Raw genomic sequence first — 19626 nt, 5'->3', positions numbered from 1 at the left:
CGATGCCGACGATTGCCAAGATCTGGCGCGCCGGCTGCATCATCCGCTCGCAGTTCCTGGATGAAATCACCACCGCCTTCACCAAGGCGCCCGATGCCGCCAACCTGATCGTCACGCCGACCTTTGCCGCCATGGTCAAGGAAACCGATGGGGCACTGCGCCGCGTCGTTTCGGCCGCAGCGCTCGGCGGCCTGCCGGCACCGGCGCTGGCCTCGGCGCTCGGCTATTTCGACAGCTACCGCCGCGGCCGCGGCACGGCGAACGTCATCCAGGCGCAGCGCGACTTCTTCGGCGCCCACGGCTTCGACCGCGTCGATGGCGCCGACAGCCACCATGGCCCGTGGGGCAGCGGCCTCAACGCCTGAGCGAGCAAAGATCGGAAATTCGAACGGGGCGGCTTAGGTCGCCCCTTTTCGTTTGGGGTATATGCTGTCGCTTCGGCACCGGAGGGACGTGCAGGGCCATTACAGCGCCGCGCGTCAAATATGACGCGCTAAGGACGCTGTAACAGCCTAAACTTGCTGCATAATTTTCTCCTTAAATCGATTCCGATTTAAGGAATTATGCAGTAATCCTCGGCCGGCATTGTCTCGAACTGCACGTCATAGTATTTCAGGTCCTGCGACGGCAACCGGCACGAGGAGCATATCGATGGCCATAGTGATCCTGTTTCATTCCATCTACGGGCTGCGCGCGCTCGAGCGCGACGCGGCAGCGCGGCTGCGGGCCAATGGCCACGATGTGATCACGCCCGATCTCTACGAGGGCCAGGTTGCCGGCTCGGTCGACGATGGCTTTGCCCTGAAAGACAAGATCGGCTGGCGGACGCTGTGCGAACGCGCGGAAGCGGCGGTGGCCGGCCAGCCGGCGTCGGCAGTGCTCGGCGGATTTTCCTTCGGCGCGGCGATAGCCTCACACCTCTGGGCGAAGCGGCCGAAAACATCCGGCGTTCTGCTGCTGCACAGCATCGTCGAAATCCCCGACAATGCCCGCGACGGGGTTCCGGTGCAGCTGCACCTGGCCGATCCGGACATTTACGAGCCGGCGGAGGATGTTGCGGCATGGCGGGCGGTTGCGGACCGGTCGGCGATTGCGCTCGAAGCCTTCACCTATCCTGGCGTCGGGCACCTCTATACGGATGCTTCCCTGCCGGATTACGATGCCGAGGCGGCAAGCCTCACCTGGAGCCGTGTCGAGCGCTTCCTCGACACGCTGTAAGTGCAGGTGGTGTCGCCGGCATTGCTGGGGTGCGGAAACGCCGTCCTACGGCGCGTCGGCCGGCGAGGCGCGCCGGCGGGGTGCCCCGTCGCTCCGTTCTATCTCTCGGGGAAGACGCCCCCTCGTCTCAAAGGATTGGTGGATGGAAACTCCCGGTGCGTTCGCGATCTACGAGACGCAACACTGGAGCCTTACTCACCGGGTTGACAGCGCGTTGCCGGGCTATCTGATGCTCGGCTCGAAGATCGACACCAACAATCTGGCCGATCTTCCGGTCGAGGCGCTGACATCCCTCGGGCCGCTGCTCGCAAGAAGCCAGGAGGCGCTGCAGCGGCTGTTTCAGCCCGTGCGGATCTATATCGGGCGTTATGGCCATGCGCCCGGCTATCCCATCCACTTTCACCTGATCCCGATATACGACTGGGTCGAGCGTCTGTTCTGGCAGGATGCGCGCTATCGGTCGCTGGAACTGTTCGCCGAACCATCGGATGAAGCGGGGACGGACGGAGCAGAGCTGACCCTCTTCGTCTGGCGCGAGTTTTGCGAACGTGCCGTGCCGCCGACCGGCGAGGGGCCGTCCGTATCAGAAACCATGGCGATGCTGCGTGCCGCATTCAAGCCGCTGGAAACGGACTGAAACCCAGGCTTGCCTGCCGCCACGATAGTTCGGGCGATGGACGCGAGTTCGATGCGGGCCGTCATCGCCTACTTGGGGCGACGTTTCTCGTATCGAACGTCGCCGTTTGCCATTGTATCGACGTGGATCCAGCCGTGCTTGCGGTAGAAGCCGTTGGCGCGGATGCCCTCGCGTCCGTCGGTTTCGAGCCAGATCGTCTCATGACTGTGGAAGAGGGCGGTTTCCGCCTCTTGCAGCAGCAGCCTTCCAAGCCCGAGCCCTTCGAAATCAGGGTTGACGAAGAGGGCGAAGACGCAGCCGTCTTCGTCGTCGATCGACGAGAATGCGGCGGGGGTACCGTCGACCTCGGCGATCCAGACGCCGACGTCGGCCGCCAGCATCTCGACCAGTGTTGTAGGTGTGATGCCCATCTCCGACAGTTGTTCGCGCGACAGGTGGTTTTGAACAACGCTGGTGCGGATGTCGAAAATCGCCTCGACGTCTTCGGCTCTGGCTTTTCTGACGACGATGTTCATCACGGACCCCCTGCTGCGCGCACGGGTGTCGTCTAGCGCGCTGATATCGATGCGTCCACAGGTTGCTGCTGGGGCAACAAACTGATTTGCGATGGTGCCGTAAGCACCACAAGCCGGCATCGCGCGACCAACCGCTAACGCTTGATCGACACCTGTACGGCGGACTGAAACTCAGGCTGGCTGAGGCTCTGCAGCGTCTCGGATGGCTGGCCGTCGATATGGCCGATCACCGCCTTGGCGAGTTCGCGCCCGGCAACCCGGATGTCCTCGTACATGGTCACCACCTCTGGACGAAGCCACCGCAGGAAATCGCTCGGCACCTTGGAGACCATGTCGGCATCCTTGCCAAGCGTCTTGTTGGCGGCCTCCAGCCCGGCAATCAGCGCGATCGCGCCCGAGCCGCTGCCCGATACGATGCCATCTGGCGGATCGTCCGAGCGCATCAGCGTTTCGAAGGCGTCGCGGATCTCGACCAGCGTGTGATCGATGTTGATATGATGGAAACTGACTGCATCCGCCTGGAAGTCGCGAAGCCCGCGCTCGAAGCCGGCGCGCATGTGGGAGTAGAATGTCAGATGCGGCGGCGGCTCCAGCAGTACGAGGCGTTTGCGGCCGCGCTCCACCAGTTCGCGCACAGCCTCATAGGCAAAGCGCTCGTTGTCGAAGTCATGATAGGGGTGGACGACACCCATTTCGGTGCGGCCATGGGTAACGAAGGGCAGGCCGCGCTCCGTCAGGAGCGCCACGCGCGGGTCGTGCGGTTCCGTGCGCGAGATGATCACGCCGTCGGCGGCACCGGTATCGAGGATATAGCGGATCGGCGCCAGGGCATCCTTGGTGGCGCTATAGGGGGTGACGACCAGGTGATAGGGCGTGCCGGCGAGAACCTCGGTAATGCCGACGACCATCGGGCTGGTGATGCCCATGATCTCTTCATCGAGCGTCAGCACCAGGCTGATGACGTTGGTCTTGCCCGTTCTCAGGCGCACGCCGGCGCGGTTCGGCTGGTAGCCGATCTGCTTGGCGACGAGGCGCACGCGCTCCTTGGTTTCGGCGCCGATATCGGGCGCATCCTTCAAGGCACGGGAAACGGTGGTGATGCCGAGCCCGGTCATGAAGGCGATCGTCTTCAGCGTCGGCCTGCCGCCATCCGGCGGCGGCGTCAGCGGTCTGTTTTTCGTCTTGCTGTCCATCGCCTTACCCGCCCGCCCTTGCCATTGCCGCCAGCCGTCCCATTTAGCGTCACTTCACCGCCTTATATACGAAATGTGACGGGGAGCTATCCCGCTATGGGCCCGCGGCGCCAATACAAATCTGTAACGATACAGTAGCGCTGTCGAGCGTTTTTGTTGCTGCGCTGCGGCGAATGAAACACTCTGGTTGAGTGCTCTGCCTAGCGGCTAGCATTTTGCGCTTGCGAGAGAGCATATGCAGCAAAATGGCCTTCATCTCTGCAATAACCTTCAAAATCAGCGAGATAGAGACCTGAAATATCTCATTTTCATGGGTCTATCGTGAAGATCTCGCTCCTCTTCGATGTCTTCTTATGCATTCAGGGGTTGTAACAAATGTTTCTATTTAAATTCATTGGGGTGGGAGTTGCGGACCGGGATCGTTTCCTCTAAGTTTTTTACGGTAACGTTACAGTGAGGGAGGAGACTCATGAATTTACGTTCTTTCGCAGCCGCATTGGCGGTGACGGTTGCGCTGCCGCTTGGTGCAGCAAGTGCGGCCGATCTTGAAGTAACCCATTGGTGGACATCGGGCGGCGAGGCGGCTGCTGTCGCCGAGCTGGCCAAGGCATTCGACGCAACCGGAAACCATTGGGTTGACGGTGCGATTGCCGGCTCCGGCGGTACGGCTCGCCCGATCATGGTCAGCCGCATCACCGGTGGCGATCCGATGGCAGCCACGCAGTTCAACCACGGTCGCCAGGCTGAGGAGCTTGTCGAGGCCGGGCTGATGCGTGACCTGACCGATATCGCCACCAAGGAGAAGTGGACGGAAATCATCAAGCCGGCAAGCCTGCTCGATTCCTGCACCATCGACGGCAAGATCTACTGCGCGCCGGTCAACATCCATTCCTGGCAATGGCTCTGGCTGTCGAACGCCGCCTTCAAACAGGCGGGCGTCGACGTGCCGAAGAACTGGGATGAGTTCGTCGCTGCGGCCCCGGCACTCGAAAAGGCCGGCATCGTGCCGCTCGCCGTCGGCGGGCAGCCGTGGCAGGCAGCCGGCGCTTTCGACGTCCTGATGGTGGCGATTGCCGGCAAGGACACCTTCCAGAAGGTCTTTGGCGACAAGGACGAGGAGGCAGCTGCCGGACCGGAGATCGCCAAGGTCTTCAAGGCTGCCGACGATGCGCGCCGCATGTCCAAGGGCACCAATGTCCAGGATTGGAACCAGGCGACGAACATGGTTATCACCGGCAAGGCCGGCGGCCAGATCATGGGCGACTGGGCGCAGGGCGAGTTCCAGCTCGCCGGCCAGAAGGCCGGAACCGACTACACCTGCCTGCCGGGTCTCGGCGTCAACGAGGTGATCTCGACCGGCGGCGACGCCTTCTACTTCCCGCTGCTGAAGGACGAGGAAAAGTCCAAGGCGCAGGAAGTGCTGGCGTCGACTCTCTTGAATCCGGCGACGCAGGTCGCATTCAACTTGAAGAAGGGTTCGCTGCCGGTGCGTGGGGACGTCGATCTCGCCGCCGCCAACGACTGCATGAAGAAGGGCCTGGATATTCTTGCCAAGGGCAACGTGATCCAGGGCACCGACCAGCTTCTGTCGGCCGATAGCCAGAAACAGAAGGAGGACCTCTTCTCCGAGTTCTTCGCGAACCCCTCCATGACGCCGGAAGATGCGCAGAAGCGCTTTGCCGACATCATCGCCTCGGCGGATTGATTGAGCCTTCCTTGTTCCGTCGGTCCCGCCAAGGGGCGGGGCCGGCCAAGGCTCCCTTGCGGCACGAAACGCTCGTGCCGGAGCGATGCGGCTTCGCCTGGCGGGGCGCGCATCTGGGGAGTGGCTTCAACGTGGCGAGGTGGTTCATCGAGGAGCGGCACATTCGCCGTCGTCGATGCTGCCCGCCATCTGAAATCCAATGCAGTTCCGGAGGAACGAAACATGGCGGGTCACACACGCGGTTCGGGTCGGCCGAACCAGTGGCTGCGGAACCTGAATGCGAAGCTGGCTTCTATCCCGATGATCCTGACGGCCGTCGTCATCTTTCTCGGCGGCACGGTCTGGACGGTGGTCTATTCCTTCACCAATTCCAAGCTGCTGCCGCGGCTTTCCTTCGTCGGCCTTGACCAGTACGAGCGGCTGTGGGCGGCGCCACGATGGCTGATCTCGGTCCAGAATCTGGTGATCTACGGCTTTTTCTCGCTGATCTTCAGTCTCGTGATCGGCTTTCTGCTGGCGGCGCTGATGGATCAGAAGATCCGCTTCGAAAACACCTTCCGCACGATCATGCTCTATCCCTTCGCGCTGTCCTTCATCGTGACGGGTCTCGTGTGGCAATGGCTGCTCAATCCGGAATACGGCATCCAGTCGGTGGTGCGCTCGCTCGGCTGGACGAGCTTTGCCTTCGATCCGCTCTATAACTCCAACATCGTCATCTACGGCATCCTGATTGCGGCCCTTTGGCAGGGAACCGGCCTTGTGATGTGCCTGATGCTCGCGGGCTTGCGCGGTATCGACGAGGATATCTGGAAGGCTGCCCGCGTCGACGGCATCCCGATGTGGAAGACCTATCTTTTGGTGATCATCCCGATGATGCGCGGCGTGTTCATCACCACGCTGGTGATCATCGCAAGCGGCATCGTCAAGGTGTACGACCTCGTGGTGGCGCAGACGAGCGGCGGCCCGGGCATCGCCTCGGAAGTGCCGGCCAAATATGTCTACGACTACATGTTCCAGGCACAGAATCTCGGCCAGGGATTCGCGGCCTCGACCATGATGCTCGTGACTGTTGCCATCATCATCGTGCCCTGGGCCTATCTCGAATTTGGGGGAGGGCGCAAGCGTGCCTGAGATCGTCGCTTTCAACGCTATTGCCGCAGGCATCGAACCGGAGGCCGAAAAGGACCCGGTTGCCCTATCGGGACCCTGGGGACGCAAACCGCGCCGGGCGCTCTCGCCGCGCAACATCATTATCTACGGCACGCTGATCGTCGTGGCGCTCTACTATCTGCTGCCGCTCTACGTGATGGTCATGACGTCGCTGAAGGGCATGCCGGAAATCCGGCTCGGCAACATCTTTGCGCCGCCGCTCGAAATCACCTTCGAGCCCTGGGCCAAGGCCTGGTCGAGCGCCTGCACCGGCCTCAATTGCGACGGGCTTTCGCGCGGTTTCTGGAACTCGGTGCGCATCACCGTCCCTTCGACGATCGTGTCGATCGCGATTGCTTCGGTGAATGGCTATGCGCTGGCAAACTGGCGCTTCAAGGGCGCCGATCTGTTCTTCACCATCCTGATCGTCGGCGCCTTCATTCCCTATCAGGTAATGATCTATCCGATCGTCATCGTGCTCAGGGAGCTTGGCGTCTATGGCTCGCTGACCGGCCTGATCATCGTGCACACCATCTTCGGCATGCCGATCCTGACGCTTCTGTTCCGCAACTATTTCGCCGGCCTTCCGGAGGAATTGTTCAAGGCGGCGCGTGTCGACGGCGCGGGCTTCTGGACCATCTATTTCCGCATCATGCTGCCGATGTCGATGCCGATCTTCGTCGTGGCGATGATCCTGCAGGTCACCGGCATCTGGAACGACTTCCTGTTCGGCGTGGTGTTCACCCGGCCGGAATACTACCCGATGACCGTCCAGCTCAACAACATCGTCAACTCGGTGCAGGGCGTGAAGGAATACAACGTCAACATGGCGGCCACCATCCTCACCGGTGCCGTTCCGCTCATCGTCTACTTCGTCTCCGGGCGGCTATTTGTCCGCGGCATCGCCGCCGGCGCAGTGAAAGGGTAAGGGCATGGAAAACGTCAGCGTATCGGTCAAGGATCTGTCGTTGAGCTTCGGTGCCGTCACGGTGCTGGACACGCTCAACCTCGACATCAAGGACGGAGAATTCCTGGTTCTACTCGGCTCGTCCGGCTGCGGCAAGTCGACCTTGCTCAACTGCATCGCTGGCCTCCTGGATGTCAGCGAGGGCCAGATCTTCATCAAGAACAAGAACGTCACCTGGGAGGAGCCGAAGGACCGCGGCATCGGCATGGTGTTCCAGTCCTACGCGCTCTATCCGCAGATGTCGGTGGAGAAGAACCTGTCCTTCGGCCTGAAGGTCGCCAAGGTGGAAAAGGCCGAGATCGACAAGCGCGTCAGCCGTGCCGCCGAAATATTGCAGATTCAGCCGCTGCTGAAGCGCAAGCCGGCCGAACTTTCCGGTGGCCAGCGCCAGCGCGTGGCGATCGGCCGGGCGCTGGTGCGCGATGTCGACGTGTTCCTGTTCGACGAGCCGCTGTCGAACCTCGACGCCAAGCTGCGCTCGGAACTGCGCGTCGAGATCAAGCGGCTGCATCAATCGCTGAAGAACACGATGATCTACGTCACCCACGACCAGATCGAGGCGCTGACGCTCGCCGATCGCATCGCGGTCATGAAGAGCGGCGTCATCCAGCAGCTTGCCGACCCGATGACGATCTACAACGCGCCGGAAAACCTGTTCGTCGCCGGCTTCATCGGTTCGCCGTCGATGAACTTCTTCCGTGGCGAGCTGCAGTTGAGGGATGAGCGGGCCTTCGTGCATGCCAATGGTGTCGATTTCGACGTGTCGGCCTATCCGTCGCGCGGACCTTTCAGGGACGGGCAGAAGGTCGTCCTGGGTGTCAGGCCGGAGCATGTGCGTGTCGACGAGGCGCTGAGCCGCCAGCTGTCGCACCAGGCGGTCGTCGATATCGAGGAACCGATGGGCGCCGACAACCTGCTTTGGCTGAAGCTAGCCGGCCAGTCGATGTCCGTGCGCATCGCCGGCCAGCGCCGCTACAAGCCGGGCACGGCGGTCACGCTCTCCTTCGACATGGCGGTCGCCTCGATCTTCGACGCGGTCAGCGAAAACCGTCTGTGAGCAACGAGGGAACGCGCCGGCTTCCATCATCCGGCGCGTTTCGACACACTGGCATGCCGGCACTGTCGCCGGCGATCAACGGAATATGGAAATGCTCTCTGAGGATCTGAACCGAACCGCTGTCCATCTCAACCTGGCGGGCGAATGGCAGCTCGCCTCCGGCGATCGAAACCACGCGACCACCATGGTCTTGCCGGGCGACGTGCACACGGCGCTGCAGAAGGCCGGCGTCATCGACGATCCCTATGCCGGCCGCAACGAGGACGACGTGCAGTGGGTGGCCCACAAGGACTGGGTGATCGAGCGCACGGTGTCGATCGATGCCGGTGATCTCGGCGGCTACTGGTATCTCGACCTCGAATGCATCGACACCGTCGCCTCGGTCTTCGTCAACGACCGCCCCGTGCTTGAGGCCGACAACTGCTTCCGCCGCCATCGCCCCGACGTTTCCCGCGCGCTGGTTGCCGGTGAGAACCGTATTCGCATCGTGCTGCCGTCCGCGATAACAGAGGGCGCGCGCCGGCAGGCGGCGCAACCCTTCTACGTGCCCTACCATCCGGGCAATTCGCCGATCGCCAACGGCAACATGCTGCGCAAGCCGCAGTGCCATTTCGGCTGGGACTGGAACATCGCCATCGCGCCGCTCGGCGTCTACGGCACACTCGCCCTGCGTCGGCTAGAGATCGCCCGCATCGAGCATGTGACGACACGGCAGGTCTGGCTCGACGACGGCTCGGTCGACCTGCAGGTAACTGTCACCCTCTTTGCCGACGGCCCCGGCATCGTCCCGGTTCATTTTTCGCTCGACGGTCAGAGGGAGCGGCTCGATTGCGCCGTCGGTGCCGGCGAGACCCGCATCACCCATGTCTTTACCGTCAGCGACCCGAAACGCTGGTGGCCGGCCGGTAGCGGCGAACAGAACCTTTCGATGCTGACGGTGGAAGTGCCGCAGGAGCAGGTGAGCCGCCAGATCGGTTTCCGCACAATCGAGCTTCTGACCGATAGGGACGAGGCGGGCAGCCGCTTTGCCTTTCGCGTCAACGGCCGCGAGATCTTCTGCCGGGGGGCCAACTGGATCCCGGCCGATGCGCTGATGTCGCGCGTGACGCAGGAGGGCGTAGAGGATCTGCTCACCTCGGCGGTCGACGCCAACATGAACATGATCCGCGTCTGGGGCGGCGGGTTCTACGAGCCGGACTGGTTCTACGATCTCTGCGACCGGCTGGGCCTGATGGTCTGGCAGGACTTCATGTTCGCCTGCAACCTCTACCCCTCGACGCCCGATTTTCTCGACAATGTCGCAGCCGAGGTCGACTATCAGGTCAAACGTCTGTCGTCCCACCCGTCGATCGCGCTCTGGTGTGGCGACAACGAGCTGGTCGGCGCGCTCACCTGGTTCGACGAGCCGCGCAAGGACCGCGACCGTTATCTCGTTTCCTACGACCGGCTGAACCGCACGGTGGAGGTGGCACTGAAGGCGGCCTTGCCGGAGGCGCTGTGGTGGCCGTCGAGCCCGGCGTCGGGCTATCTCGATTTTGGCGATGCCTGGCATTCGGACGGTTCCGGCGACATGCACTACTGGTCGGTGTGGCACGAGAACAAATCCTTCGACAATTACCGCGCCGTGCGCCCGCGCTTCTGCTCGGAGTTCGGTTTCCAGTCCTATACCTCGATGCCGGTGATCCGGCAGTTCGCGGCGGAGAAGGACCTCAACATCGCCGCGCCCGTGATCGAGAGCCACCAGAAGAATGTCGGCGGCAACGAGCGCATCGCCGGCACGATGTTTCGCTATTTCCGCTTCCCCAAGGATTTCCCGAGTTTCGTCTATCTCAGCCAGGTCCAGCAGGGCCTGGCGATCCGCACCGCTGTCGACTATTGGCGCTCGCTGAAGCCCCATTGCATGGGCACGCTCTACTGGCAGCTCAACGACACCTGGCCGGTCGCCTCCTGGTCGAGCCTCGATTACGGCGGCAGCTGGAAGGCGATGCACTACATGGTGCGGCGCTTCTTCCAGCCTGTTTCCGTCGCGGCGATCCCATCCGCCGACGGCAAGGAAATTGCCTTTTCGATGGTCAATGACACGGCCGCGCCGGTGACGGTGGAGCTGCAGGCCTTCGTCGTCACGCTCGATGGCGTGCGCACGCCGTTGATGGCGGCAGCCGGAACCTGCCCGCCGGACCGGGCGGCAACGCTGGTGAGCATCGCGGCGCGCGACATTCCCGCAAACGCGCTGTTGTTCTGGTCCTTCGAGGCGTCGAACGGCATGCGCGGCGCGGGGCATCACGTGCCCGGCACCTACAAGGCGCTCGACCTTCAGCCCTCCGGGCTTTCGCTTGAGGTCCTGCCGGTCGGCGACGGCAGCTACGATGTTTCGGTCACGGCGAGCGGCCTGGCGCTGCACGTGATGATCGAGGCCGATGTCGCCGGGCGCTACTCCGACAATGCCTTCGATCTCACCGCCGGCGAAACGAAGGTCATTCGCTTCACGCCGAAAACACCGCTTGCCGGAGGCACATTGCCGCGCTTTGCCGCCTTCGATCTCGAATCCTGCCAGGGAAAGGGGTGACCCACCATGAAACGCAGCCACGTCAACGACATCATCGCCCGCAGCGATGCCTTCATGAAGAGCTTCGGCTTCGTGCTTCCGCCCTTTGCCTATTGGTCGCCTGAAGAAATGAAGTCACGCGTCGCTTCCGATTGCCCGACGATCTATGATGCCCGTCTCGGCTGGGACATCACCGATTACGGCAAGGGTCGTTTCGACGAATTCGGTCTCGTGCTCTTCACGCTGCGCAACGGCGATGCTTCCAATCTGAAGACGGGGCAGGGCATGGTCTATGCCGAGAAGCTGATGATTACCCGTAACGGCCAAGTCAATCCGCTGCATCGCCACGCTGTCAAGACCGAGGACATCATCAACCGCGGCGGCGGAACGCTGGTCCTGCAGATGTACAATTCGCGCTCCGACGGCACCGTCGACGAGGAAAGCGATGTCGAGGTGGCGACCGATGCGCGGCTGAGAAGGCTGAGGGCCGGCGATCTGCTGAAGCTCTTGCCCGGCGAAAGCGTGACGTTGCTGCCCGGCAACTGGCACGCTTTCTGGGCAGAAGACGGCGACGTGTTGATGGGCGAGGTTTCGACCGTCAACGACGACCTGACCGACAACTACTTCCGCGAACCCGTCGGTCGCTTCTCGGCGATCGAGGAGGATGCAGCACCCGTCCATCTGCTGGTGTCGGACTACGACGGCTGGCTCAGGGCCGGATGACAACAAACGCGGGCGGTTCTTGTTCCGCCCTTACCGTTCAGACCGATCACGATGATTTCCCAAGGAGGATTTTCGATGAAAGACGTCAGTTTCCAGCTCTATAGCGCCCGCAACTTCCCGCCCTTCGCCGATGTGCTGAAGGCGCTCGGCGAGGCCGGTTACAGCCAGGTCGAAGGCTATGGCGCGCTCTATGCAGCGCTCAGCGATGCGGAGATCGTCAGCTTCAAGCACGGCCTCGACGAGAATGGCCTGGCGATGCCGACAGCGCATTTCGGCCTTGATATGCTCGAGAGCGATCCGGCGCGGGTGCTGGAAATCGCCAAGGCGCTCGGCATCCGGGCGATCTATTGCCCCTATCTCCTGCCGGAGCATCGCCCGACCGACGCTGCCGGCTGGCGCGCTTTCGGAGAGCGACTGCAGGCGGCCGGCAAGCCTTATCGCGATGCCGGCCTGATCTTCGGCTGGCACAACCACGATTTCGAATTCTTCGCCCTGCCGGATGGCAGCATCCCGCAGGACCTGATCTTTGCGGGCGGGCCGGACCTTTCCTGGGAAGCCGATATCGCCTGGATCATCCGCGGCGGCGCCGACCCGATCGCCTGGATCCGGAAATATGCCGACCGGATCACCGCCGTGCACGTGAAGGACATTGCGCCGGCGGGTGAGAAGAAGGACGAGGACGGTTGGGCCGATGTCGGCGAAGGCACGGTCGACTGGAAGGGCCTGTTCCAGGCGCTCTCGGGCACCAAGGCTCGCTACTTCATCGCCGAACACGACAACCCGAGCGATTTCCAGCGCTTTGCCAAGCGCTCGCTCGCCTCCATCCAATCCTACTGAAAAACAGGTAGATCCATGACCAAGGAACTTGGCGTCGGCATCATCGGATGCGGCAACATCTCCACCACCTATTTCAAGCTTGCTCCCCTTTTCAGGGGCATCAAGGTCATTGCCTGCGCGGACATCAATCCGGCGGCGGCTGAAGCGCGCGCGACTGAGTATGGCGTCGAAGCCCAGAGCATCGAGGCGCTTCTGGCAAATCCGGATGTCGACATCGTCGTCAACCTGACCATCCCTGATGCGCATTTCCCGGTATCAAAGAGCATTCTCGAGGCCGGCAAACACGTCTACTCGGAAAAGCCGCTGGTGCTGTCGCTCGCCCAGGGCGAGGAGCTGCGCGCTATCGCCAGGGCCAAGGGGCTGACGGTCGGTTGCGCCCCCGATACATTCCTTGGCGGTGCGCACCAGCTTGCCCGCAGCTACATCGACGCCGGCAAGATCGGCCGCGTCACGTCGGGCACCTGCCATGTGCTCAGCCCGGGCATGGAGATGTGGCATCCGAACCCGGACTTCTTCTTCCTGCCGGGCGGCGGTCCGATCCTCGATCTCGGGCCTTACTACATTGCCAACCTGATCAACCTCATCGGCCCGGTGAAGCGCGTCGCGGCGCTGTCGTCCATGGCCAACCCGACGCGCACCATCACCAGCGAGCCGCGCAACGGCGAGGTCATTCCGGTGAAGACGCCGACCAACATCCATGCGCTGCTGGAGTTCCAGAACGGCGCGACGATCACGCTGTCGGCGAGCTGGGATGTCTGGTCGCATCGCCACGCCAACATGGAGCTTTACGGTACGGAAGGCTCGATCTTCGTGCCCGATCCCAACTTCTTCGGCGGCAAGGTGGAAGCAAGCGGCCGCGACAAGGATATCCAGCCGCTCGAAATGTGGGATCATCCTTTTGCCGTCGAAAACCAGGAACACCCGCAGGGCCCGATGGCGAACTACCGCACTGCCGGCCTTGCCGACATGGCGATCGCCATTCTCGAAGGCCGCGATGCCCGCTGCTCGCTCGACCGGGCGCTGCACGGCGTCGACGTGATGGTATCGATCCTGAAGTCGGGCGAGGAAGGGCGGTTCATCGAACTGTCGACCACCTGCACCCAGCCGGCCGCGCTCGGGATCGAGGAGGCGCGGGCGCTGCTCATCGAGCCGCTGGAAGAAATATCGGGAAATCGTGCCGCTGCTGCTTCATAGCCGCGCCGGACCAGTTTAGACGTTTGTGAACAGGGGTTTCCGCAGCCGCGGAAACCTTTCTCATTTGCAGGATGGCGGACACTTGTCGCCATCGGGACCTGATCGCGGAGGAATTGCGATGACCTGGCAGCCGGCGGAAAACCGCTACGACACCATGAAGTACAACCGCGTCGGACGGTCCGGCCTGAAGCTGCCGGCGATCTCGCTCGGGCTATGGCACAATTTCGGCGGCGACACGCCGCATGATCGCAAGATCGACATGTGCCGCACCGCCTTCGATCTCGGCATCACCCATTTCGACCTCGCCAACAATTATGGCCCGCCTCCGGGATCCGCCGAAACCGCCTTCGGCGAGATCATGCGCACGGACTTCGCGCATCTGCGCGACGAGCTGATCATCTCGTCCAAGGCCGGCTACGACATGTGGCCGGGTCCCTATGGCGAGTGGGGCAGCCGCAAGTATCTGATCGCGTCCTGCGACCAGAGCCTGAAGCGCATGGGCCTCGACTATGTCGATATCTTCTACTCGCACCGCTTCGATCCGGATACGCCACTGGAGGAAACCTGCGGCGCCCTCGACCATATCGTGCGGTCCGGCCGGGCGCTTTATGTCGGCATCTCCTCCTACAACTCGCAGCGCACCCGCGAGGCGGCCGCGATCCTGAAGGACCTTGGCACGCCCTGCCTGATCCACCAGCCGAGCTATTCCATGCTCAATCGCTGGATCGAGGACGACGGCCTCGTTCACACGCTCGAAGATCTCGGCATCGGCTCGATCGTCTTCTCGCCGCTCGCCCAGGGCATGCTGACGACGAAGTATCTCGGTGGCATTCCGCAGGATAGCCGCGCGGCGCAGAACCACTTCCTCAAGAAGGACTTCATCCGTCCTGAGATCATCGACAATATCCGCAAGCTGAACGGAATTGCCGAAAAGCGCGGCCAGACGCTGGCGCAGATGGCGCTCGCCTGGGTGCTGCGCGGCGGGCGCATCACCTCGGCGCTGATCGGCGCCAGCCGCTCCGAGCAGATCGTCGATTGCGTCAAGGCGCTAGACAATGACTCGTTCACGGCGGAGGAACTGGCCGAGATCGACCTTTATGCGCGCGAGGCCGACGTCAATCTCTGGGCCTCTTCGGCCGAGCGCTGAGTTTGGCTGAAAACATTGATTTGCCTTGATTTTAGGCAAAGAACACAGCTTTCCGGCGCATTAGACAAAAGTCGAATAGGCGCCGGAAGGCGCCTTCTGGACATGGACCAGCGAGCGTGTAAGGTGCGCTCCTGCCGATGGTTTGCGGGGCTGCTTTGCTGCTCTCGCCACGGTGGAAAGAGGAGGAGAGGGACCAATCGACTGTCCGTTGCGGCAGCGGGTCTCATTGGACGCGGCGCAGCGTCTGCTGCGCCGGAGTCTGCCCCGGCGGAAATAGGGAGGAACCATGGATCGCCGTTCATTCATCAAAAACGCAAGCCTCGGTGGTCTGGCTGCGGCCGGCGCATCCGCGCTTGCCTCGCCGGCCATTGCGCAGGCAAACCCGAAAATCAACTGGCGCCTCGCCTCGTCGTTCCCGAAGTCGCTCGACACGATCTACGGCGGCGGCGAAGTGCTGGCCAAACACATCTCCGAAGCGACCGACGGCAATTTCCAGATCCAGGTCTTTGCTGCCGGTGAAATCGTGCCCGGCCTGCAGGCCGCTGACGCGGCTGCGGCCGGTACGGTCGAAGCCTGCCACACGGTCGCCTACTACTACTGGGGCAAGGACCCGACCTGGGCGCTCGGTGCAGCCGTTCCCTTCGCGCTCAATGCGCGCGGCATGAACGCCTGGCACTATCATGGCGGCGGCATCGATCTCTTCAACGAATTCCTCGGAACCCAGGGCCTCGTCGGCTTCCCCAACGGCAACACCGGCGTGCAGATGGGCGGTTGGTTCCGCAAGGAGATCAAGACGGTTGCCGACATGCAGGGCCTGAAGATGCGCATCGGCGGCTTCGCCGGCAAGGTCGTCGAAAAGCTGGGCGTCGTGCCGCAGCAGATCGCCGGCGGCGACATCTATCCGGCGCTGGAAAAGGGCACGATCGACGCGGCCGAATGGGTCGGACCCTATGACGACGAGAAGCTCGGCTTCTACAAAGTCGCGCCGTACTACTACTATCCCGGCTGGTGGGAAGGTGGCCCGACGGTCCATGCCATGTTCAACAAGGCGGCCTTCGACGGCCTGCCGAAGAACTACCAGTCGCTGCTGCGCACCGCCTGCCAGGCGACCGACGCGAACATGCTGCAGAAGTACGACTACCTGAACCCGTCGGCGATCAAGCGGCTTGTCGCCTCCGGTGCGAAGCTCAGCCCGTTCAGCGCGGAAATCCTTTCGGCCTGCTTCGACAAGGCGAACGAAGTCTACGGCGAAATGGAAGACTCGAACCCGAACTTCAAAAAGATCTGGGACTCGATCAAGGCGTTCCGCGGCGAGTACTACCTGAACGCCCAGATCGCCGAATACAACTACGACACCTTCATGATGATCCAGCAGCGGGGCGGCAAGCTCTAGGCTTGCATCCGCCAAGGGTGCTTTCCATCCCTGATGGGAAGCGGCATCAAGCTGAAATGAAAGCCGCCCGCAACCTCGGTTGCGGGCGGCTTTTTGCTTCCTGCTACCGGCGGGATACGGTCTCTTGTTTTCGTGGTAGGGTTGCTGCCTCAACGCTCGAGCAGGAGGATGCCATGGCGAGCGAAAGCCAATCGATCGTGCTCGGGCCGGATGGCGGCCGGCGCTACGACATGGGCGCGATACAGGCCGTCTTCAAAGCCGACGGCCCGGAAACCCAGGGCCGGTTCTCAATCTCCGAATGGTGGGTCGAGGCGCGGCATGAAGGGCCGGGGGCGCACAAGCACGACGGCAATGACGAGATCTTCTACGTGATCGAGGGGACCGCCAGCATCCTGGTTGGCGACGCCTGGCACCAAATGGCGAAGGGATCGATCTGCGTCATCCCGCGCGGAACCATGCACGACTTCCGTAACGAGAGCACGGCCCGCATGGGCCTGCTCAACGTTTTTGTGGGGGGCCCATTTGAGGAAATGATGCCTGCCATCGTCGACTGGTATTGCGACAATCCGGCGAAGCGGCTGGACTGATGCAGGTTGCCCTGCCTACTGAATGTCTCCTTAAATCGTCGCCGATTTAGGGACAAAACATGCAGCCATTCAATGGTCGCTGTCGGTCGGGTGGGGCCGGAAAGAAAAACGGGCGGCCCTTTGTGAGGCCGCCCGGCGCTGGTCTCACTTGAACGATGGTGGCTGACTGAGATCGTTCGCAGGCGGAGTTTGCGTGCCGCCATTTGGGTCCGCGGGCTTCTGGTCGAGCGGACTGCCGCCCGGAAGCTGGAGGCCGCCGGGAAGGCCGAGGCCGCCGCCATTGTCGGGCAGGGTGAGCCCGCCGCCGCCGGCCCCGAAGCCGGGCACCTCGATCTTGATCGTATTCGGATCGATGACCTCGCCGCCTCCCTTGTAGTGCATGACCATCTGCGGGAACATGATCGTCAGCGCCACCATCAGGAGCTGGATGCCGACAAAGGGTACGGCGCCCCAGTAGATCTGGCCGGTGGTCACCGGTTGGATCTTCTTGCCGGTGATCTTATCCAGATAGGGCACCCTGGCTGCGACCGAGCGCAGATAGAAGAGCGCGAAGCCGAAGGGCGGATGCATGAAGCTCGTCTGCATGTTGATGCCCAGCAGCACGCCGAACCAGATGAGGTCGATGCCGAGCTTGTCGGCGGCCGGCGCCAAGAGCGGCACGATGATGAAGGCGAGCTCGAAGAAATCCAGGAAGAAGGCCAGGAAGAAGACGAGGACGTTGACGGTGATGAGGAAGCCGGTCTCGCCGCCCGGCATCGCCGTCAGCAGATGTTCGACCCATATGTGGCCGTTGACCCCGTAGAAGGTGAGCGAGAAGACGCGCGCACCGATCAGGATGAACAGCACGAAAGCTGAAAGCCGGGTGGTCGCCGTCAGCGCGCCGCGTACGACATCCATGGTGAGGCGACCCTTGGCCGCGGCCATGATCAGTGCTCCGACAGCGCCCATGGCGCCGCCTTCCGTCGGCGTGGCAATGCCGAGGAAGATGGTGCCGAGTACGAGGAAGATCAGGGCCAGCGGCGGGATCAGCACGATGATGACCTGCTGGGCCAGCCGCGACATCGCGTTGATCTTGAACCCGCGATCGAGCAGCGCGACGACATAGATGAAGGCCACACCCACTGTTCCGCCGAGGATGTCGGCGTTCTCGCCCTGGGTCGGCGAGAGATAGACATGGGCGGCATAGGCGATGCCCGCCGCGACGGCGAGGGCAATGAACAGCGAGGTCACACCCGAGCCGAGCGTGCGCGCCTCCAGCGGCAGGGCCGGCATGGAGTCCCGCTTGAGGACCGTCATGATCAGGATATAGATCATGTAGAGGCCGGTCAGCACCAGGCCGGGGATGAGAGCGCCGGCATACATGTCGCCGACCGAGCGGCCGAGCTGGTCGGCAAGAACGATCAGCACCAGCGACGGCGGAATGATCTGGGCGAGCGTGCCGGATGCGGCGATGACGCCCGAGGCGACCTTCCGGTCGTAGCCGTAGCGCAGCATGATCGGTAGCGAGATCAGGCCCATGGCGATGACCGAAGCGGCGACGACGCCGGTGGTGGCTGCAAGCAGCGCACCGACGAAGATGACCGCATAGGCGAGACCGCCGCGGATCGGGCCGAAGAGCTGGCCGATCGTGTCGAGCAGGTCTTCCGCCATGCCCGATTTTTCGAGCACGATTCCCATGAAGGTGAAGAAGGGGATGGCAAGCAATGTGTCGTTCGACATCACCCCCCAGAACCGGTCGGGAAGTGCATTGAGCAATGGCCAGGACAGATTGATCGAATCCGACAGCGGAGCCAGTTCCACGCCGATGATGAAGAACAGGAGGCCGTTGGCAGCGAGCGAGAAGGCGACGGGATAGCCCAAGAGCAGGAACACGATCAGCGAGACGAACATGATCGGTGCCAGGTTTTCAGCAATGAATTCGATCATGGACGGGCCTCCGGGGACACGACGTCATCAAGCGGCGCATGGGTCGGCACGTAAGGTGTCGGGTCCTCCATGTTGCCGGTCATGATCGCGATTTTCTTGATGATCTCCGACACGCCCTGGAAAGCGAGCAGCAGGAAGCCGAAGAGCAGGATGGCCTTTGCCGGCCAGATGATCAGGCCGCCGGCGCTGGAAGAGACTTCGCCCGAGGCGTAGGACATCGTCACATAGGGGACGAGGTAATAGAGCATCAGCAGGACGAAGGGCATCAGGAAGAGGAGGTGCCCGAGAAGATCGATCCAGTGCTGTACGCGGCGCGAGAACTGGCCGTAGACCACGTCGATGCGGATATGTTCGTTCTGGCTGAGCGTATAGGCGGCCGCGAACATGAAGGCGGCCCCGAACAGATACCACTGCGCCTCGAGCCAGGCGTTCGACGACATGTTGAACATTTTCCGGATGACGGCATTACCGGCGCTGACAAGCACAGCGATCAGAATGAGCCAGGACACCGATTTGCCGATGAACTCGGTAATCGTGTCTATGAGTCGGCTGAAGCCGAGTAACGCTTTCATCGATTTCCTCCCCGCAGTGGCTGTTTTGGTTTTTGTGCCAAGCACAGGCAGAGTGCCGATTTCAAGCCCGCGTTCAAGTCCGAGGCCCGGTTTTCCCTGTTAGTTCCGCGACCCCAGACTAAAGTCGAATAGAGCTGTCTGGCGATTGCCCAAACATTGGGCACAACAGGGCATCGCCCAGTATCGCCAATCGGTTTCACTTGCAGACGCAAAGGGCGTTGACGGCGATACTGCGGGAATCACGCATGCGGCGGCGGCTGT

Annotated in this window: 17 protein-coding genes and 1 pseudogene; 14 read left to right on the top strand and 4 right to left on the bottom strand. The window is 62.3% G+C overall.

Translation table 11 applies throughout. The features are described from left to right. The 3 genes and pseudogenes from BC360_RS15090 to BC360_RS15080 form a co-directional block, all read left to right on the top strand. Positions 1–365: pseudogene (locus BC360_RS15090) on the top strand (NADP-dependent phosphogluconate dehydrogenase); the annotation flags it as partial. 286 nt (positions 366–651) lie between these two features. Continuing rightward, positions 652–1218 carry a dienelactone hydrolase family protein gene (locus tag BC360_RS15085; protein WP_065795747.1) on the top strand — a complete coding sequence of 189 codons (567 nt, stop codon included), beginning with the start codon at positions 652–654 and terminating at the stop codon, positions 1216–1218. A gap of 142 nt (positions 1219–1360) precedes the next feature. Beyond that, positions 1361–1855 carry an HIT family protein gene (locus BC360_RS15080; RefSeq protein ID WP_065795746.1) on the top strand — a complete coding sequence of 165 codons (495 nt, stop codon included), beginning with the start codon at positions 1361–1363 and terminating at the stop codon, positions 1853–1855. Between the two features lie 68 nt (positions 1856–1923). Here BC360_RS15080 and BC360_RS15075 read toward each other — a convergent pair whose 3' ends face one another. Together BC360_RS15075 and BC360_RS15070 are read right to left on the bottom strand one after the other, a co-directional pair. Beyond that, the gene (locus tag BC360_RS15075; RefSeq protein ID WP_065795745.1) at positions 1924–2370 is read right to left on the bottom strand and encodes a GNAT family N-acetyltransferase; all 447 of its coding nucleotides are present in this window, start codon (positions 2368–2370) and stop codon (positions 1924–1926) included. A 134-nt stretch (positions 2371–2504) separates the two neighbouring features. Further along, positions 2505–3563 carry a LacI family transcriptional regulator gene (locus BC360_RS15070; protein WP_065779862.1) on the bottom strand — a complete coding sequence of 353 codons (1059 nt, stop codon included), beginning with the start codon at positions 3561–3563 and terminating at the stop codon, positions 2505–2507. A 469-nt stretch (positions 3564–4032) separates the two neighbouring features. On the opposite strand from BC360_RS15070, the gene BC360_RS15065 reads away from it, so the two are divergent. The 11 genes from BC360_RS15065 to BC360_RS15015 all read left to right on the top strand — a co-directional run bounded on the left by BC360_RS15065 (position 4033) and on the right by BC360_RS15015 (position 16867). Beyond that, positions 4033–5268, top strand: a complete 1236-nt coding sequence (locus BC360_RS15065) for an ABC transporter substrate-binding protein (protein ID WP_065779870.1) — start codon at positions 4033–4035, stop codon at positions 5266–5268. 222 nt (positions 5269–5490) lie between these two features. Beyond that, entirely contained in the window at positions 5491–6399 is a 909-nt protein-coding gene (locus tag BC360_RS15060; protein WP_065779872.1) for a carbohydrate ABC transporter permease, read from the top strand. Between the two features lie 19 nt (positions 6400–6418). Then, entirely contained in the window at positions 6419–7345 is a 927-nt protein-coding gene (locus BC360_RS15055) for a carbohydrate ABC transporter permease (RefSeq protein ID WP_161952495.1), read from the top strand. A 4-nt stretch (positions 7346–7349) separates the two neighbouring features. Next, on the top strand, positions 7350–8441 hold the full coding sequence (locus BC360_RS15050) for an ABC transporter ATP-binding protein (protein WP_065795744.1): 1092 nt from the start codon (positions 7350–7352) through the stop codon (positions 8439–8441). 91 nt (positions 8442–8532) lie between these two features. Beyond that, positions 8533–11007: a beta-mannosidase gene (locus BC360_RS15045; protein ID WP_065779878.1), complete on the top strand. Its 2475-nt coding sequence runs from the start codon at positions 8533–8535 to the stop codon at positions 11005–11007. A gap of 6 nt (positions 11008–11013) precedes the next feature. Further along, on the top strand, positions 11014–11709 hold the full coding sequence (locus BC360_RS15040) for a D-lyxose/D-mannose family sugar isomerase (protein WP_065795743.1): 696 nt from the start codon (positions 11014–11016) through the stop codon (positions 11707–11709). Positions 11710–11784: 75 nt separating this feature from the next. Further along, positions 11785–12546 (top strand): sugar phosphate isomerase/epimerase family protein, encoded by a 762-nt coding sequence (locus BC360_RS15035; protein WP_065795742.1) that lies wholly within the window; start codon positions 11785–11787, stop codon positions 12544–12546. Between the two features lie 15 nt (positions 12547–12561). Next, on the top strand, positions 12562–13740 hold the full coding sequence (locus BC360_RS15030) for a Gfo/Idh/MocA family protein (protein WP_065795741.1): 1179 nt from the start codon (positions 12562–12564) through the stop codon (positions 13738–13740). A gap of 118 nt (positions 13741–13858) precedes the next feature. Next, positions 13859–14887: an L-glyceraldehyde 3-phosphate reductase gene (gene mgrA, locus BC360_RS15025; RefSeq protein WP_065795740.1), complete on the top strand. Its 1029-nt coding sequence runs from the start codon at positions 13859–13861 to the stop codon at positions 14885–14887. Positions 14888–15173: 286 nt separating this feature from the next. Then, complete coding sequence (locus BC360_RS15020; RefSeq protein ID WP_065795739.1) at positions 15174–16280, top strand: TRAP transporter substrate-binding protein; 1107 nt, start codon at positions 15174–15176, stop codon at positions 16278–16280. Between the two features lie 173 nt (positions 16281–16453). After that, positions 16454–16867 carry a cupin domain-containing protein gene (locus BC360_RS15015; protein ID WP_065795738.1) on the top strand — a complete coding sequence of 138 codons (414 nt, stop codon included), beginning with the start codon at positions 16454–16456 and terminating at the stop codon, positions 16865–16867. A 144-nt stretch (positions 16868–17011) separates the two neighbouring features. Here BC360_RS15015 and BC360_RS15010 read toward each other — a convergent pair whose 3' ends face one another. Beyond that, positions 17012–18793, bottom strand: coding sequence for a TRAP transporter large permease (locus BC360_RS15010; protein ID WP_065795737.1), 1782 nt, complete (start codon positions 18791–18793; stop codon positions 17012–17014). Continuing rightward, the gene (locus BC360_RS15005; RefSeq protein ID WP_065779894.1) at positions 18790–19365 is read right to left on the bottom strand and encodes a TRAP transporter small permease subunit; all 576 of its coding nucleotides are present in this window, start codon (positions 19363–19365) and stop codon (positions 18790–18792) included. Before BC360_RS15005 ends, BC360_RS15010 begins: the two co-directional genes overlap by 4 nt. Positions 19366–19626: the final 261 nt, after the last annotated feature.

The sequence above is a fragment of the Ensifer sp. LC163 genome (assembly GCF_001695855.1).
Classification (GTDB): Bacteria; Pseudomonadota; Alphaproteobacteria; order Rhizobiales; family Rhizobiaceae; genus Ensifer.
Note: the sequence above shows the minus strand (reverse complement) of the source record. Positions and strands in the feature narration are given on the sequence as shown.

Coding starts and splice junctions, on each gene's coding strand:
- BC360_RS15085 (WP_065795747.1), top strand. CDS start 652: ATGGCCATAGTGATCCTGTTTCATTCCATCTACGGGCTGCGCGCGCTC.
- BC360_RS15080 (WP_065795746.1), top strand. CDS start 1,361: ATGGAAACTCCCGGTGCGTTCGCGATCTACGAGACGCAACACTGGAGC.
- BC360_RS15075 (WP_065795745.1), bottom strand. CDS start 2,370: ATGAACATCGTCGTCAGAAAAGCCAGAGCCGAAGACGTCGAGGCGATT.
- BC360_RS15070 (WP_065779862.1), bottom strand. CDS start 3,563: ATGGACAGCAAGACGAAAAACAGACCGCTGACGCCGCCGCCGGATGGC.
- BC360_RS15065 (WP_065779870.1), top strand. CDS start 4,033: ATGAATTTACGTTCTTTCGCAGCCGCATTGGCGGTGACGGTTGCGCTG.
- BC360_RS15060 (WP_065779872.1), top strand. CDS start 5,491: ATGGCGGGTCACACACGCGGTTCGGGTCGGCCGAACCAGTGGCTGCGG.
- BC360_RS15050 (WP_065795744.1), top strand. CDS start 7,350: ATGGAAAACGTCAGCGTATCGGTCAAGGATCTGTCGTTGAGCTTCGGT.
- BC360_RS15045 (WP_065779878.1), top strand. CDS start 8,533: ATGCTCTCTGAGGATCTGAACCGAACCGCTGTCCATCTCAACCTGGCG.
- BC360_RS15040 (WP_065795743.1), top strand. CDS start 11,014: ATGAAACGCAGCCACGTCAACGACATCATCGCCCGCAGCGATGCCTTC.
- BC360_RS15035 (WP_065795742.1), top strand. CDS start 11,785: ATGAAAGACGTCAGTTTCCAGCTCTATAGCGCCCGCAACTTCCCGCCC.
- BC360_RS15030 (WP_065795741.1), top strand. CDS start 12,562: ATGACCAAGGAACTTGGCGTCGGCATCATCGGATGCGGCAACATCTCC.
- mgrA (WP_065795740.1), top strand. CDS start 13,859: ATGACCTGGCAGCCGGCGGAAAACCGCTACGACACCATGAAGTACAAC.
- BC360_RS15020 (WP_065795739.1), top strand. CDS start 15,174: ATGGATCGCCGTTCATTCATCAAAAACGCAAGCCTCGGTGGTCTGGCT.
- BC360_RS15015 (WP_065795738.1), top strand. CDS start 16,454: ATGGCGAGCGAAAGCCAATCGATCGTGCTCGGGCCGGATGGCGGCCGG.
- BC360_RS15010 (WP_065795737.1), bottom strand. CDS start 18,793: ATGATCGAATTCATTGCTGAAAACCTGGCACCGATCATGTTCGTCTCG.
- BC360_RS15005 (WP_065779894.1), bottom strand. CDS start 19,365: ATGAAAGCGTTACTCGGCTTCAGCCGACTCATAGACACGATTACCGAG.